Source organism: Streptomyces triculaminicus (assembly GCF_017349075.1).
In the GTDB taxonomy this organism is placed as follows: Bacteria; Actinomycetota; Actinomycetes; order Streptomycetales; family Streptomycetaceae; genus Streptomyces; species Streptomyces triculaminicus.
Map to the genome: position 1 here is coordinate 1,580,980 of NZ_JAFMOF010000001.1, position 15,835 is coordinate 1,596,814.

Below are 15,835 nucleotides of genomic sequence, written 5' to 3' on the forward strand. Positions count from 1 at the left end.
CGGGCGGGCGGCCGCGGCGCGCGGGACGTCCCGCTCGGGGCTGCGGTCATGCCGCGGCTCGGACGGTCATCGGCAGCCCGCCCCGCACCCGCAGGGAGAGCATGGGCTCGGGGATCACCCGGTGGCCCGGCGGTGTGCTCAGGGTGAGTTCCCGTACGACCGCGGCCGTCACGAAGACGGCCTCCATCATGCCGAGATTGCTGCCCACGCAGAAGCGGGGGCCGGCGCCGAAGGGAAGGTAGGCGTAGCGGGGCCGGTCGCCCCCGCCGTCCGGGCCGAAGCGGTCCGGGGCGAAGCGCTCGGGCGCGTCCCAGAAGTCCGGGTGGCGGTGGAGGGTGTACGGGCAGATCAGCACGTCGGAGCCGGGCGGCACCGCCCAGCCGTCCACGTCGTCCGCCCCCTGGGCCCTGCGGGGCAGGATCCACACCGGCGGGTAGAGCCGCATCGCCTCCTGGACGACCGCCGTGGTGTACGTCAGCCGCCGCAGGTCCTCGTAGCAGGGCGCCCGGTCGCCGAGGACCGTCACCGCCTCCTCGCGCACCCTGGCCCGCGCCTCGGGGTGCCGGTCGAGCAGGTGGAAGGTCCAGCCGAGCGTGCTCGCGGTGGTCTCGTGCCCGGCGAGCAGCAGGGTGACCAGTTCGTCGTGGAGCCGCTGCCGGCCCGCGCGGGGCCCGGCGGCGTCGAGCCGGGTCGAGGCGATGAGCCGGGACAGCGCGTCGTCGCCGTCGGCGCCGCCGGGGCGGCCGCCGCGCTCAACGACCAGGTGGTCGACCACCTCCCGCAGCCGCCTGCGGGCGCGGCGGAAGCGCAGCTGGTGGGGGAGCGGCACCCACATGGGCACCAGGCCCTGGGAGACCATCTCGAACATCGCCTGGTCCTGCACGGCCTCGAAGTCGTGGGCCACCGTGGCGTGGGCGGTGAGGTCGGCGTCCAGCAGGGTGTGCCCGAGCACGCCGAGGGTCAGCCCGGTCAGCTCCCGCACCACGTCGACGGGGGCGCCGCCCTCGTGCGCGCGCAGCCGGGCCACCAGCTTCGCCGCCTCCTCGGCGACGACGTCGGCCTGGCCTGCGACGCGCTTGTGCTGGAAGACGGGCTGGATGGTGCGGCGCTGGGCCCGCCAGCGCTCGCCGTCGCTGGTCAGCAGGCCGTCGCCCAGGGCGCGGCGGGCCTCCACCAGGCCGATGCCCTTGTGGTAGTTGGCGCTGTTGTCGGCGAGGACGTGCTTGGCGTGGTCGGGGTGGTTGAAGACGTAGAGCGTCTTGGGGCCCATGGACACCCGCACCGCGTCGCCGAGGTCCGCCGCCTCCCGCATGAGGGCGAGCCGGTCCGTGGCGAGCTTCTTCAGCAGGCCGGGCAGCGCCCTGCGCGGTGGCCCCGGCGGGGTGCGGCCGGTGCCGTGCCGCCGCGTGCCGTGCGGTGTCATGCCGTGCCGTGTCATGCCGGCCTCCCCGCGAGCGCCGGGCCCCCGGCGGCGTACGGCGCGAGCGCCCGGGCCAGGGCCTCGGGCACCAGGGCCGGGGCGGTGGCGGTGTTGGGCCCGCGCATGCAGGCCACGCGCTGGCGGCCGCGAGCGACCAGCGGCTGGTCGCCGTCCGGGCCCAGCCGTATGTAGTCGAAGGTGAACTCGAGCTGGGTCTGGGCGAGTTCGGCCAGCCGCATGCGGACGGAGAGCTCGTCGAAGGCGGTGATCTCGGCGAAGAACTCGCAGTCCACCTTGAGCGTGAACAGCTTGAGGTCCTCGCGCAGTTCGGCGAGGACGCCGGGCGCCCGTTCCTTGAGGAACATCTCCCGGCAGCGGCCCTGCCAGCGCAGGTAGTGCACGTAGTAGACGTTGCCGACGAGGTTGGTCTCCTCGAGGCCCACCGTGTGCCGGTACTCGAAGTAGTCGGTCATCCGCGTGCCGCTCCTTCGGTTCCTTCGGTCAGGAATGCCAGGACGACCGGCCGGGGTTCGCCGCGCAGCGCGGTGGCGAACGTCGCGACGCGCAGGCCGCCCGAGGCGAGGACCGCCCAGCGGTCGCCGCGCGGCGGGTCGAGGGTGAGCGGGGCGTCGGTCGTGATCCCGGCCTTCTTCAGGCACTCGAGGGCGGTCCACGCGCGCGTGGCGGCGCTGTCGTACGTCTCGCCCGACTGCTCGGCGAGCAGGGCGGCCAGCGGCGCGTGGGCGCCCAGGAGCCCGGCCCACTCGTCCGCGGGGCGGGCGGTCACGGTCTCGGCGTCGCAGGCCACCGTCGAATCGGCGACGACGCACAGGGTGATCCCGGCGCCGTGGGAGGCCGAGACGACGTCGCCGCCGTCGGTCTCCGGGCGGCCGTCGGGGCGGTGGCGCACCGCGGCCGGGCGGCCCAGGGCCCGCCGCACCGCGAGCGCGGTACGGGCCCTGCGGTCGTCCTCGCCGCCGTGCGGTTCCACGACGACGGCCATGCGCGCGCCCAGGACGTCCTCCACCGCGCGTTCCAGGTAGGGGCCCAGCAGGGGGGCCGCCCAGGGTCCGCCGCCGTCGCCCTGGCGCACGGCCCGCAGCCGCAAGCCCTCCCAGCGTTCGACGACCTCGCCCCGCCCGTCGCGCACCGCGATGTCGTAGACGTAGGTGTCGCCGTCGCGTTCGCGCTCGGTGGCGCGGTAGCGCAGCGGGCCCTGGGGTGCCGTGCCGCCGCCGAGGGGGTACACCCGCTCGACGCCGGACGGCAACAGCGTCGCGTCCGGTACGCACACCTGGTTGCCGTGCATCAGCGCGTCCCGCATGCCGGGGTCGCCGAGCAGCAGCCGGTCCGGCAGGAAGCCCGCGAACCAGCCGGCCGGTCCGGCCGTGGCCACGTCGGCGTCGACCTGCCGGGCGGCGGCCCGGTGGAAGCGGCGCAGCCGCTGGAAGCGCGGGCCCTGGAACAGCACGCTCCCGTAGAGGTCGGCCGCCGCGTCCAGCGGCACGGGCGGCGCGTCGTCCTCCGCCGGCAGGGGCGGCCCGTCGGGGACGGCGGCCCCGGAGAAGACCAGGCGGGCCCGGAAGTGCTCGGCGGCGAAGCCCGTCTCCTCGCTGTGCACGGCGACCTCGACGGTCTCGGGGCCGGTGACGGTCGCGGCGACGCGGATCGTCGTGCTGCCCGCGGGGGGCACCACGACGGGCCGCAGGAACTCCGCCTGTTCGATCACCGGTACGGCCGTCCAGCCGGTGGCGGCGGTGGCGACCTGGGTCATGGCCTCCATCCCCAGCACGGCGGGGAAGAGCAGGTCGCCGTCGAGGAGGTGGTCGGCCAGGTAGGGGTCGGTGCCGGCGTTCAGTTCGACCTCGGTGACCAGCTCGACGCCGTGGTAGCGCACGAGCGGCTTGCCGGCGAAGCGCAGCAGCGGCAGCGGCGGGAGGTCGTGCCGCAGGGTCGCGACGCCCTCGGTGCGGCCGGTGACCACCACCGGTCCGCGGGCCTCGGGGTCGGCGAGCAGTCGCCGCAGGACGGCCACGCCCTGGTCGGGGGAGAGGGGGGTGACGCCCTCGCGGGAGAGGGACTCCACGACCGACAGCCGCTCGCCCATCCCCACCCCGGACCACACCGACCACTCCAGGCACAGCGCACGGCAGTGCGGGTGCCGCCGTGCCACCTCCTCGGTGAGGTCGGTCAGCCACTCGTTGGCGGTGGCGTAATGGGCCTCGCCGCGCAGCCCGGAGCGGCCGATGACGCTGCCGAAGGCGACCAGCAGCCGCAGCCGCGCCGGGTCGAGCGCGTCCAGCAGGTGGCGCAGCCCGTCGACCTTGGGCGCGAACGTCCGCCGGAACGCCGCCATGTCCAGCCCGGTCAGGGCGGTGGGTTCGTTGCGGCCCGCGCCGTGCAGCACGGCGGTGACCGGGCCCAGGTCCCGCGTCAGCTCCTCGACGGCGGCGCGGGTGGCCTCCGGGTCGGTGAGGTCGGCACGCGCGTAGCGCACGGTCGTTCCGCCCTCGGCCATCCGCTTCAGGTTCGCCGCCAGCTCCGGGTCCGCCTTCGGGTCGGAGCGGCCCAGGACGGCCAGGCGGGCGCCGGTGTCCGTGGCGAGGGCCAGCGCGCACTCGGCCGAGATCCCCTTGCCGCCGCCGGTCACCAGCAGCACGTCGCCGTCGTCCAGCGGCTGTTCGGGGTGCGCGGGCGCCATGGGCAGGGCGCGCAGGACGGGCACCCGGCGGGTGCCGTCGGCGTCGTAGTGGGCCTCGGAGAAGCGTGTGGTCGCCGCGGTCTCGGCCACCACCCAGCCGACAGCCTCTGGAAGCTCCGGCACCTCGGGCACCCGCACCACGGTGGTGCGCAGGCGCGGCGCCTCCAGGTGCAGCGTCTTGGCGAGCCCGGCCGCGCCGCGCCCGTGCTGGACGAGGACGAACCGGCTCGCGGTCGTGTCCGCCAGTGCCGCCCGGGCGGCCTCGAGCGCCGGCTCCAGCTGCTCCTCGGAGCAGCCGGGCGGCAGCCACACCAGGACGCCGGAGCCGGCCCCCGCGCTCTCCAGCGCGGTGCGCAGCGGCTCGGCGAGCGGTGTGCCGCCGGGCGTGAACAGCCGCCAGGGCCCGTCGGGCTCGGGCAGCGGCCCGGCGGGCGGGGGGAGTTCGTCGTACCCGGGCGCGAAGGCGCGGGCCCAGGGTGCGGCGCCCGCGACGACGGGTACGGGGGCGGCGTCGCCGTCCCGGTCCGTGCCGGCGAGGGTGTCGAGGGCCTCGGCGAGCTCGCCGACGGTCGCGGTGGCGAAGTTGGTGGGCACCTGGGCGGGCGGTACGCCGAGCCGGCGCGCGGCGCGGTTGACGAGCTGTCCCACGGTGATCGAGCTCAGGTGCAGGTCGTCCAGGAGCCTGCTGTCGTCGCCGACGAGGTCCAGGGGCAGTTCGGCGCGTTCGGCGACCAGGCGGCGCAGCAGGGCGGCGGCGCGCTCGCCGTCCGCGCCGGTGCCGTCGTCCGTCGTGTCGCGCGCCGTGTCGCGCGCCGCGTCGCCGGGAGCGGCGGACGGGTCGTGCGCGGCGTCCCGGCCGGCCGCCGGGCGCGGCGACGCGGCGGGGGCGGCGGCGCGGTCCGTACGGGGCGGGGGCGCCGGGGCCTGCTCGCAGGCTGGCTGGCCAGGAAGCGGAGTTCGGCGCCGATCTCCAGGGGCCGGATCAGCCGGTCGTGGAAGAGGCGTTCGTGGGCCAGGGGCGTGCCGGCGACATAGGCGGCGCCGGCCGCCTGCAGCAGCCCGCGCAGCGACTCGTCGTCGGTGTCCAGCGCGACGGCGGGTACGTCGGTGGCGGTCGCGGCGAGGCCGCTGAGCACCCGTCCGGGGCCCACCTCCACGAACAGGTCGACGTCCTTGGCGGCCAGCTCGACCGCCTGGGCGAAGAGCACCGGGTCGGTGATCTGGCGGCGCAGCAGGGCGGGGACGTCGGTGCCGGGCGCCAGGGCCCGGCCGGTGACGGTGGAGACGATCCGCCGGTCCGTCGCCGCGAAGTCCACGCCGGCGAGCCAGTCCCCGAAGGCCTCGGCGGCGGGGGCGACCAGGGGCGAGTGGAAGGCGTGCGAGACGGGCAGCCGGGTGCAGCCGACGCCGGCCTCCCGGGCCCGGCCCGCCACGGCCTCGACGGCGTCGGCGGGCCCGGCGACGACGGTCTGCTCGGGCCCGTTGTAGCCGGCGACGACCACCGGCAGCCCGGCGGTCAGCGCGAGGACCGCCTCGGGCGCGGCGGCGAGGGAGGCCATGGTGCCGGAGTCGCCGTGCTCGGTCATGGCCTCGCCGCGGACGGTGGCCACCCGCAGCAGGGTCTCCTCGTCCATGGCGCCGGCCCAGTGCAGCGCGGAGATCTCGCCCAGGCTGTGGCCGACCGCGACGGTCGCCTCCACGCCCAGGGCGCGCAGCGCGCGCAGGCCGGCCAGCGAGCCGGTGACGATGCGCGGCTGGGCGACGGCGGTGGCCACCATGTCCCCGGCGGCGGGCAGTGCGGCCCGCTCGTACACCTGGGCCGCCTCGGCCATCCGCCGGCCGAGCGCTCCGCCGCTGGTGCCGTGCCCGGAGCCCTGGCCGGGGAAGAGGAAGCCGATCCGGGCGGGGCCGCGGGCGCGGCCGAGGAAGACGCGGCCGTCGGCGGCGAACAGGCTGGTCTCGCCCGCGTCCACCGCGTCGCGCAGCTGCCGCAGCCTGCGTTCGGCGTCCTCGGGCGAGGAGACCACGGCGGCGGCCCGGTAGGGGGCGTCGCGCAGCTCGCGCTGGAGGGCGGCGGCCAGGTCGGCGAGCTGGGCGTAGGACAGCTGGGGTACGAAGCCGGTCAGCCGGTCGAGGCGGGCGGCGAGCTCCTGCGGGGAGTCGCCGTCGAGCAGGAGGAGTTCGACGTCCTGCGCGGAGGAGGCGAGCGTCCGGTCGCGGGGGCCGGCGACGGTGCGGTGGTGGGCGCCGGGCCGGTCGAGGACGACGTGGGTGTTGATGCCGCCGAAGCCCATGGCGGTGATGCCGGCGCGCGGCGGGGCGCCGTCCGGCCAGGGTTCGGCCCGGCGCAGCACCCGTAGGGCCGGGTGGGGGCCGGCGACGGTGCGGTGGTGGGCGCCGGGCCGGGGGCAGCATCCGGGCGTCGATCGCCATCGCGGCCTTGATCAGGCCGGCGACGCCGGCGGCGGCCTTGGTGTGGCCGATCATGGCCTTGACCGAGCTGATGACGGCGGGCGCGGCCTCGGGGTCGGCGGTGGTCCTGGCCAGTGACAGGGCCTGGAGTTCGGTGGTGTCCCCGACGGCCGTCCCGGTGCCGTGGCCCTCGAACAGCGGCACGGTCTGGATGCCGAAGCCGGCCCGTTCGTAGGCGCGCCGCAACGCCAGCTGGTAGCCGCCGACCTCGGGGCGGGTGATGCCGCCCTGGCCGTCGGAGGCGATGCCCCAGCCCGCGACGGAGGCGTAGATCCGGTGCCCGTCGGCGAGGGCGTCGGCCTCGCGCATCAGTACGACCATGCCGCAGCCCTCGCCGGGCCAGAAGCCGTTGGCGGCCCGGTCGTAGACCCGCATCTCGTGCCGGGCGAGGGCGCCGGTCTTGGCGAAGCCGGTGATCTCGAACGGGTCGAGGGAGAGGTCGACCCCGCCGGCGACGGCGACGTCGACGTCGCCGGCGAGGAGGGCGGCCGCCGCGGTGGTGACGGACAGCAGCGAGGAGGAGCAGGCGCCGTCGACGGTGTAGCCGCCGCCGCCCAGGTCGAAGTGGTTGCAGACGCGTCCGGCGATGGTGTTGGACAGGCCGCCGGCGAGGGTGTCCTCGTCGACGGCGGGGAACGGGCTCTTGTACGCGGTCTCGACGCCCTCGAGGAAGCCGGCGAGCCGGTCGTCGTCCCAGCCCTCGTCCTTGAGGGCCGCGGCCATCACGCGCCGTACGTAGGGCCAGCGCAGCCGCATGACGTTGGCGCGGGCGAACTCGCCGGTGAGGGTGTTGCCCACGATCACGCCGGTCCGCTCGCGGGGCAGGCCCTCGCCCAGCGGGAAGCCCGCGTCCGCGAGCGCCCGCCCGGCGACGTCGAGCGCGAGCCAGTGGGTGAGGTCCGTGGAGCGGTAGGTGCTGCCGGCGACCTTGTGGGCGATGCGGTCGAACTCGTAGCCCTCGAGGACCGCGGCTTCCCGCGCGTAGAAGCGGTCCGGGGTGGCCGGGTCCGCGTGCCAGTGGTCCTCCAGGTTCATCCGGACGCCGGGGAGCCTGCGGAAGGCACGGCGTCCGGCGACGGCGTTCTCCCACAGCTCGCGGGGGGAGGAGGCGTCCGGATAGCGGCACGCCATGCCGACGATGGCGATCCTGCTCATGCAGCCACCGCTTCCTTCCCCGCTCCGGTGGACGGCGTGGGGCGCTCGGTTCCGGCGGTCGTCGCGGCGGGGTCCGCCGCCGTGGCCGCGCGCTGTTTCTCGCTCAGGTGCAGCCACCACAGGTAGCCGCCGCGCAGCAGGCAGACGGCGGCGGTGGCGAAGAAGATGCCGTACGCGATGCCCAGTGCGGTGAGCAGGCCGTACATCGCGGCGACGCCGCCGCCGAAGGCGATCTGGGAGTTGCGCTTGGAGGGGGAGGTGCCGGGGTCGGTGACCATGTAGTTGGTGAAGAGCACGAAGGCGGTGCCCGTCATCATGCCCAGCGCCGCCGGGATGGAGGTGCCGAAGACCAGGCCGCGCACGACGGCCTGCAGGGCGAAGCCGACCAGCCAGGCGCCGATCAGCCACATCCGCCCGGTGAGCTTGGAGTTCAGCAGCGTGCCGAGGCCGAGGATGACCACGGGCAGGCCCCAGTCGAAGGGGCCGGAGATGTTCTCGGTGAAGTGGTAGGGCGGGGCGATGCTGGCCCAGGGGAACAGGACGAGGATGACGGCGATACCGAAGTTCGACGGGTTCATGTAGTGCCGCATGCGGCCGCGCACGGGGGCCCGCAGCACCCATTTGGTGCCGACGGCCACCACCACGCCGAAGATCATCACCCAGACGCGGTCGTTGACGTACGTCAGCATGTTCACCGCGAGACCGGTGATGTGCGAGGGGAAGAGGAACTCCACCATGCCGCGCCGCCCCCGGCCCATGAAGCGCGGGGCCCGGCCGTCGACCTTGGCCGCGACGGCCTCCAGGGAGATCTCCACCGTGTAGGCGGTGGCCACCGCGATCAGGGGCCAGGTCCAGGGCTGTTCGAAGCCGAGCACGGTGTAGCCGAGGATGTTCAGGACCGTGATGGAGATCGCGAAGCGGCGGAGCGCGGTGACGACCTTGGGGTCGTGATGCGGCGGGGGGCTGCTTGCCTGAGTGGCCATCTGTGTCACTTCTCCTTGGCTTCGGAGCCGAGCTGGAAGGAGTGCCGGCCCGGGCTCGTACGAAGGTCCTGTTCGCGCACCTCGCCGGAGCGGTCCCGCCACTTCAGGTGGACCTGCACCGGCCCGTCGGCCCGCTTGCCCAGGCCGATGTGGACCTCGTGGCTGCGCTTGCCCGAGTGACCGCCGCCGCCGTCGACGCGGGAGATCCGCTTGGTGCCGTCCGGCAGGGTGACGGTGACCTGGGCGTCGACCACCGGTGAGCCGGAGGGGTGGGTGAGCTTCAGCTCGAGGAAGCCGCCGGGGTGGGAGGAGACGTTGTGGTAGAAGACCGGCTCGCCCCACTGCCGGGCGACGGCCATGTCCAGGCGCCCGTCGCCGTCGGCGTCGCCGGTGGCGATGCCCCGGGTGGGGATCGGCACGGCGAGGCCCAGGGGCTTGGACAGGTTGGTGTAGCGGCCGTCGCCGCCCTTGGCGAAGAAGCGCATGACCTGGTTGCCGGCGAGGTCGTCGCCGTAGCGGACGTTGGGCCACCACAGGGGGTTGTGCGTCAGCTGGTCGTTGGCGGTGGCGAGCTCCTGCAGCTGCGGCCACCGGTTGGTCTTGCCCTTGACGAAGCCGGTGGCCTGGGCGATCTCCAGGGTGCCGTCGTTGTCGAAGTCGCCCGTCTTGACGTCCCAGCCCCAGCCGGACCAGGCCAGGTTCAGCGGCGCGCTGCGGTCCTCGTACGGCGCCTCACCGCTGCGGAAACGTTCCCGCGCGGCCTTCTGGTCGCGCGACCGGTTGAAGAAGGCGAAGTTGCTCTCCTGGATGCCGAACGAGGTCGTGATGTTGCTGACGAACATGTCGTACAGACCGTCGTTGTCCAGATCGCCGAAGTCGACGCCCATGCCCTTGAAGGAAGTGCGGCCGAGCTGCTTGGACTTGGGCGTCATCGCGTCCCGCGCCCCGTCCACCACGGCGAAGGAGATCTTCCCCGGCGTGGACTTGTTGTAGAGCAGCTTCGAGGTGCCGAAGTCGTGCGCGAGGTAGATCTCCGGCAGCTGGTCGCCGTCGAGGTCGGTGGCGGAGACGGCGAGCGTCCAGCCGTGCCGGACCTGTTTGGGGAGGGCGTCCTTCGCCTCCTCGAATCCGCCCCGCGTCCAGCGCAGGATGTGGTCCTCGCCGCCGTTGTGGGCGTTGGACAGCGAGTCGTTCATGACCACGCCGCCGTCCTTGGTGTCGTCGAGGACCGGGCTGTCGGGGAAGTAGTTCCCGATGTAGATGTCGTCGTGCCCGTCGCCGTCGAAGTCGGCGATGGTGGTGGCGTTGCTGTTCCACAGCGGGCCGGTGTACGTCCCGCCGGAGCTCACGCCCCGCACCAGCTCGGTGGGCTCGAACGCGGCGGCGCTGCGCCCGTCGGAGCCCTGCTTGGCCAGGTAGAGGATGGGGGTGCGCCCCCAGTAGTAGACGAGCAGGTCGGGGCGGCCGTCCTCGTTGAAGTCGCCGGCCGCGCAGCCCATCGGGGCCATCGTCCGGGTCATCGGCAGCGGGGCCGGGTCGAGGGCGAAGGGCCGGTAGCGGCCCGCGTTCTTGCCGGGCACCGGCGTCACGGCCACCTGGTCGATGCGGGGGTCGGTGACGCACAGGTCGTTCGCCAGGCCGTCGCCGTCGATGTCGTTCATCGCGATGCCGGCGCCGACCGAGGAAATCCAGGCCTCGATGTGCTTGTAGGCCTTGTTGACCTTACGGACGTTCTGCTGTTTGTATCCGCCCGGCATCTCGATGGTCATCGGCGTGAACGCGTAACCGTCCGCCATCTTCGCCGTGTCGGCCGCCGAGGTCGACGGCGGTTGAACGGCGATGAACATGCCGACCATCACGACCAGTGCGACAATCCCGGGAAGCTGTTTGAAGAGCCAGGGTCGTATCGCCCGTATCGCCATGGGGAATCAGCCCCTTCCCCGGGAAACGAGTTCTTCGGCGATCCGCCGCCGCCAGATCTCATAGGCGGGAACATCGCCGCCGGCGCTCACGTCGGGGCGGGTGCCGGAGCACAGCTTCGCCGCCTGCACCGGGTCCATGTCGCACAGCACCCGGGTCGCCAGGCGGGTGTGGTCGACGGTCAGCGAGGCCCGCTCGCGGGCCTCGGCCGCGAAGGCCGCGCCCTGCAGCAGCTGGGGGCGGTACGGGCCGGAGCGCTCGGCGAGGTGGCGCAGCTCGGCCTCGTCGGCGCCGCCCGCGTAGGTGGCCGCCAGTCCCGTGCCGCTGTACAGATCGGGGCGGCGCCGCGCCGGATAGGCGTCGATGAGGTCCGCCGCGCGCTCGGGGTCGGTGCCCGCCACGAACCACAGCGCGCGTCCGATGCCCTGGTCGACGGCGTGCCGGTGGTACGAGGCCGGCTCCGCGCCCCAGGCCAGGCCGGGGCCCTCGAACTGCCCGCGCACATAGCGCTCGGTATGGAAGTAGGCCTGGTGGAAGCCGTATCCGTCGAGGACGAGCCAGCGCAGCATGGGGTCGGTCGTCGCCACGTCGGGCCACAGGAACCTCGGCAGCCGGGCCATGGCCCAGCCCACGCCGACGTAGGCCATGTACGCGTGGTGGCGGCCCTGCCCGGACAGCAGCGCGGGCAGCCGCCGCCCGCCGCTGCCCGGCAGCGCGTCGAGGACGGTGGCGCCCATGGCCGCGCCCTCGTAGGCGAATCCGCGGAACTGCCGGAGTACGGACTCCAGACGGGCCTCGGCGTCGGCGATCGAGCGTTCACCGACCGCGTGACCATAGCCCTCGAGAAACGTCCGGCCGATCATCTCCAGCAAATCCCGGGCATCGGAATTCTTCTTGTGGAAGCCACGTCGCTCCAGGCTCGTGGCCGATACGCCGGGGGTGAGGATCTTGCGCCTGAGCGCACGCAGAAGAGTTGACAACGCGCTGTACCGCCCCTCGTTGATATGCCTCGTGGTGCTCGGTCAGCCGAATTCGAATGTACACACGCACGACGAACTTCCGTCTACTTCAGGAGTGCTCGATTCCCCTGCTATTGCAGGCGGATTCGCACGTTCCGGCGCCAGGTTTCATAGGCCGGAACACGGCCCGATTCGGAGGGCGGCACCGCGCACTCGTCGGCCAGCGCGGACGCCTTCTCGACGCCGACGCCCGCCAGCGCCGTGACCGCGGCGTGGGTGTGCGCGGGCACGGTCCCCGAGTGGTCGCGCGCCTTGGCGGCGAAGACCGCGCCCTGGGCGAGCTCGCCCGCGTACGCGCCCGCCGCCCGGCGCAGGGCGGCCAGGTCCGCGGGCGAGGCGCCCCCCGCGAACACCGCCGCGAGGCCCACCCCGCTCCACAGGTCGCCGTGCCGGTCCCCGGCGAACCGGCCCACGGCCGCGGCCACATGGTCGGGCCGCGCCCCGTGGACGAACCACAGGGCCCGGCCCACGCCCTGGTCGGCGGCCCGCCGGAAGTACTCCGGCGAGCCCTGCCAGGGGTGCGGGGCGGGCCGGTACTGCCGGTCCACCCAGCGCCGGGTGTCGAAGTAGGCGCGGTCGAAGCCGTAGCCGTCGACGGCCAGCCAGCTCATCACCGGGTGGTAGGGCGAGCCGCTGACCGCGGGCAGCACCTTCCCCCACAGCATCCTGGGCAGGCGGGCCATCGCGAAGCCGACGCCGATGTAGTTGAGGAAGATGTGCGGCAGCCCGCCGCGGCCCGACAGCAGCTCCCGGGTGCGGTTGCCCCGCCCCGGCCCCATCGCGTCCCGCACGGTCAGGGCCATGGTCGCGCCCTCGTAGGCGAACCCGCGCAGCGGCGGGTCGGCCAGTTCGAGCCGGCGTTCGATCTCCCACAGGTCGCGGGCGTCGATCGCCCACTCGAAGCCGCAGACCACCGCCCGGGGAATGGCCTCGAGGTGCCCGGCGGCGGGGGACGAGGCGCCGGGGAAGCGGCGTTGGGAGAATCCGACGCTCGCGGGCGACGGGGTCAGGGCGAGTCTGCGCAGCGATCCGAGCACGGTGGGCACGGGTGCCTCCTGGCCTTGGGCCACCGGTCCGCCGGTGGCGGAGAGCTCATGGTCGTGCCGGCGGGGCGGCTTCGGCATCTTTGGATGTGCGGAGCTGAACCTCCGGACGAGCGGAGCCGGGCCGTGGGGACGGCGGGAGCGGCGAGCATTCTCGAGGTTGCCGGGGAGGACGCCCAGGCGCTGGGATACCGAGGAGTGCGGAGCACACAGGGCGGTAAGGGGCACATGCAGGATCGCGCGAGCCGGACCCGTGAGGTGATCCTCCGGGCTGCCGCCACGGTCTTCGACGACCGGGGGTACGTCGGTACCCGCCTCGAGGACGTCGTCGACGGCCAGGGCATCAGCAAGGGCGCGCTGTACTTCCACTTCCCCTCGAAGGAGGCCCTCGCGGCGGCCGTGGTCCGTGAGCACTACGACTTGTGGTCCGAGCTGACCGGCCGGCTGCGGCCCGAACACCCCCGGGCCGTACGGCTGCTGATCGAACTCTCCCGGCGCATCGCGCAGATGCTGCTGCACCAGACCGGGGTGCGGGCCGGGCTGCGGCTGATGTCCGAGCGCAACCTCATCGGCCCCTCCGTGCCGCGCCCGTTCGTCTCCTGGGTGACGGCCGTCGAGGGGCTGCTGACGGAGGCGCGCGAGCAGGGCGACCTGCGGCCGGACGTGCTGCCCGGGCCGACCGCCGTGGTGATCGTCTCGGCGTTCGCCGGGCTGCCGCAGGCACTGGCGGCCGGAGCGGAACCCGCCGACCCGGTCGGCTGGGCGACGGCCCTGTGGCGCTCGCTGCTGCCCGGCCTGGTCACCGCGCCCTGCGCCGCCGAGATGTACGCGGTGCTCGAGGAACCCCCGGGCGGGTGACACAGCACAGGGGGAGAAGACAGGGTCCACGGCCCCCAGCATCCTGGTGGCCCGCGTTCCCCGTCCCCTGTGTGAGGAGTACGAGTGGAGAGCCATGTCCTGATACCCCGTCCCCCGTTGTTCTGGGCGGGCGTGCTCGTCTGCTCGGCCGGGGTGGGCGAGCACGTCGTGATGTTCGCCGACTCCGCGTCGATGGACTACCGCATGGCCCACATGCCGGTGGACGCGTCCATGTGGCTGGCCATGGTGGCGATCGTGGCCGGGCTGGTCATGGCGGCGGGCGGGCTCGTCCCCCGCCGGCTTCCCGCCGGGCAGGCCCGCGAGGTCCTCGAGCCGGAGCCGGGACCCGTGCCGGAGGCCCGCCGCACGCTGGCCCGCAGGCGGCTGGTGGCCGTGCTGTCCTTCGCGCTGGTCGTCGACCAGATGAAGCCCGCCACGCTGGCGTTCATGCTGCCCGGCGCCCGCGCCGAGTACGCCCTGTCCGCCTCCGAGGTGGCCTGGCTGCCCATGGGCGGCCTGACCGGGACGGTCGCCGGGTCGCTGCTGTGGGGACACCTGGCCGACCGCATCGGGCGCCGCGCCGCCGTGCTGCTGGCGGCCCTGCTGTTCGTGGCCACGACGGTCTGCGGGGCGATGCCGAGCTTCGAGGCCAGCGTGTTCATGTGCCTGCTGATGGGCATGTCGGCGGGCGGCATGCTGCCCATCGTCTACGCGCTGATGTCCGAGGTGCTGCCCGGGCGCAGCGGCGTCATGGTCCTGCAGGCGGGCCTGACGACCGTGGGCGGTTACCTGGCGGCCAGCGGCCTGGCCGCCGTCTTCGAGCCGATCGCCGGCTGGCGCATCCTGTGGTTCGTGCAGCTGCCGCTGGCCCTGGCCCTGCTGGTGCTCAACCGCTGGATCCCGGAGTCGCCGGCGTTCCTGGCCTCCCGGGGCCGGCTCGCCGAGGCCCGGCGGATGAGCCGCCTGTTCGGGCTGAACACCACGCCCCGGGCCGAGCCGGGCCCGCGGCAGGGGCCGGGCGCCCTCTTCGGCCGCGGCTACCTGGTCCAGACGCTGATCATCTGCGGCTACGGGCTGGCCTGGGGGCTGATCTACTGGGGTTTCCTCACCTTCCTGCCGAGCCTGCTGTCCAAGGTGGGGGTCGGGGTGAAGCCCCCGCAGATCCTCTTCGTGGCGTCGCTGCTGTCCATCCCCGGCACGGCGGTCGGCGCGTGGCTCTACAGCCGCTGGTCGTCCCGTAAGACGATGGCCCTCTACGGCGCCATCGCCTCCGTGTCCCTGCTCGCCCTGCTGCTGATCCCGCTGCACAGCGCGCCCGCCGTCGTCCTCGTGCTGATGGGCCTGCTGACGGGCACCAGCGGCGTGGTCGCGGTCCTCGGCCCGTACGCCGCGCAGACCTACCCGACGGCGTTCCGGGGCATGGGCAGCGGACTGGCGGCGGCGTGCGGGAAGTCGGGCGGCATGTTCGGGCCGCCGCTCATCGCCTGGATGACGTCCTTCATGTCGCTGAGCCGGGTGGCCGCCGTGGTGGCGGTGCCGATGGCGCTGGCCACGACGGCCGTCGCGATGCGGGGCAAGGAGACCGCCGGGCGGGCGGCGGACGCCCCGGGCCCGGGCCACGCCGGCGAGCGGTCCGCGGAGCCGGAGGGCGCGGCCACGCCCTGACGCGGGCCGGGACGCGGGACGACCGGCCGCCGGCGGGAGTCGCCGGGGCCGGTCGTCGTCGCGCTCACGCCTCGTGGCGCGGGGTGTTCTGGTAGGCGGCCAGCAGCCAGGTGTCGTCCCGCCGTACGAGCAGCCAGGAGGCCCGTACGCCCCGCTCCTCGGCGACCTCGCTCTCGCCGTCCGCCAGTATCCCGCCCTGGGTGATCAGCAGTGCGGTGCCGGCGTCCAGCCGGCGGAGGTCGAGGGGTGTGCCGGTGACCCGGGTGCCCTTGAACGGGCCCTGGTAGGCGGCGGTCATGAACCGGCGGATGCCCTCCCGGCCCTTCTCGTAGACGCCGGGCAGGATCATGGTGCCGTCTTCGGTGAAGACCTCGGCGAAGGTCTCGGCGTCGTGGGCCGCCCAGGCCTCGACGATGCGCTGCGGCACGGCGGCCGCGGCCGCCAGTTCGGGGTCGGGGTGCACGCCGTTCGTCGTCATGAGGGTTCCCGCCTTCCGCGTTCGGGTGTCGGCCTCGGAACGCCTCATCGTCCGTTCGGCGGCTCGCGGCGGACAACTCCCGGGTTGCGGTGTGGAACGTCAACCACCCGGTCGCACAGGT

General features: G+C 74.2%; 9 protein-coding genes and 1 pseudogene. 2 read left to right on the top strand and 8 right to left on the bottom strand.

The annotated features are described in order from the left end of the window. Positions 1–46: 46 nt before the first annotated feature. The 7 genes and pseudogenes from J1792_RS07345 to J1792_RS07375 all read right to left on the bottom strand — a co-directional run bounded on the left by J1792_RS07345 (position 47) and on the right by J1792_RS07375 (position 12,716). On the bottom strand, positions 47–1,438 hold the full coding sequence (locus J1792_RS07345) for a cytochrome P450 (RefSeq protein WP_242645467.1): 1,392 nt from the start codon (positions 1,436–1,438) through the stop codon (positions 47–49). After that, positions 1,435–1,893 (bottom strand): acyl-CoA thioesterase, encoded by a 459-nt coding sequence (locus J1792_RS07350; protein WP_207246861.1) that lies wholly within the window; start codon positions 1,891–1,893, stop codon positions 1,435–1,437. The genes J1792_RS07345 and J1792_RS07350 overlap by 4 nt, the downstream gene beginning before the upstream one ends. After that, positions 1,890–7,748 (bottom strand): annotated as a pseudogene (locus J1792_RS07355) (type I polyketide synthase). Before J1792_RS07355 ends, J1792_RS07350 begins: the two are co-directional and overlap by 4 nt. Next, on the bottom strand, positions 7,745–8,731 hold the full coding sequence (locus J1792_RS07360; protein WP_086569021.1) for a YccS family putative transporter: 987 nt from the start codon (positions 8,729–8,731) through the stop codon (positions 7,745–7,747). The pseudogene J1792_RS07355 and the gene J1792_RS07360 overlap by 4 nt, the downstream one beginning before the upstream one ends. Before the next feature lie 5 nt (positions 8,732–8,736). Continuing rightward, positions 8,737–10,587 (bottom strand): CRTAC1 family protein, encoded by a 1,851-nt coding sequence (locus J1792_RS07365; RefSeq protein WP_086569039.1) that lies wholly within the window; start codon positions 10,585–10,587, stop codon positions 8,737–8,739. Positions 10,588–10,659: 72 nt separating this feature from the next. Then, the gene (locus J1792_RS07370) at positions 10,660–11,631 is read right to left on the bottom strand and encodes a DUF1702 family protein (RefSeq protein WP_207246862.1); all 972 of its coding nucleotides are present in this window, start codon (positions 11,629–11,631) and stop codon (positions 10,660–10,662) included. A 110-nt stretch (positions 11,632–11,741) separates the two neighbouring features. Continuing rightward, complete coding sequence (locus J1792_RS07375) at positions 11,742–12,716, bottom strand: DUF1702 family protein (protein ID WP_307842943.1); 975 nt, start codon at positions 12,714–12,716, stop codon at positions 11,742–11,744. Between the two features lie 225 nt (positions 12,717–12,941). Between J1792_RS07375 and J1792_RS07380 the strand changes: the two genes are divergently transcribed. Beyond that, on the top strand, positions 12,942–13,571 hold the full coding sequence (locus tag J1792_RS07380) for a ScbR family autoregulator-binding transcription factor (RefSeq protein WP_179198857.1): 630 nt from the start codon (positions 12,942–12,944) through the stop codon (positions 13,569–13,571). An 84-nt stretch (positions 13,572–13,655) separates the two neighbouring features. After that, positions 13,656–15,236: an MFS transporter gene (locus J1792_RS07385; protein WP_242705386.1), complete on the top strand. Its 1,581-nt coding sequence runs from the start codon at positions 13,656–13,658 to the stop codon at positions 15,234–15,236. A 64-nt stretch (positions 15,237–15,300) separates the two neighbouring features. Here the strand turns inward: J1792_RS07385 and J1792_RS07390 are convergent, their stop codons facing one another. After that, a complete protein-coding gene (locus tag J1792_RS07390) occupies positions 15,301–15,714 on the bottom strand; it encodes an SgcJ/EcaC family oxidoreductase (protein WP_086569043.1) in 414 nt (137 codons plus the stop codon). Between the last annotated feature and the right edge of the window lie 121 nt (positions 15,715–15,835).

What these genes read in the sequence shown, in the direction of transcription:
- J1792_RS07390 (WP_086569043.1), bottom strand. Translation starts at nt 15,714, where the DNA reads ATGACGACGAACGGCGTGCACCCCGACCCCGAACTGGCGGCCGCGGCC.
- J1792_RS07380 (WP_179198857.1), top strand. Translation starts at nt 12,942, where the DNA reads ATGCAGGATCGCGCGAGCCGGACCCGTGAGGTGATCCTCCGGGCTGCC.
- J1792_RS07350 (WP_207246861.1), bottom strand. Translation starts at nt 1,893, where the DNA reads ATGACCGACTACTTCGAGTACCGGCACACGGTGGGCCTCGAGGAGACC.
- J1792_RS07365 (WP_086569039.1), bottom strand. Translation starts at nt 10,587, where the DNA reads ATGGTCGGCATGTTCATCGCCGTTCAACCGCCGTCGACCTCGGCGGCC.
- J1792_RS07360 (WP_086569021.1), bottom strand. Translation starts at nt 8,731, where the DNA reads ATGGCCACTCAGGCAAGCAGCCCCCCGCCGCATCACGACCCCAAGGTC.
- J1792_RS07345 (WP_242645467.1), bottom strand. Translation starts at nt 1,438, where the DNA reads ATGACACGGCACGGCATGACACCGCACGGCACGCGGCGGCACGGCACC.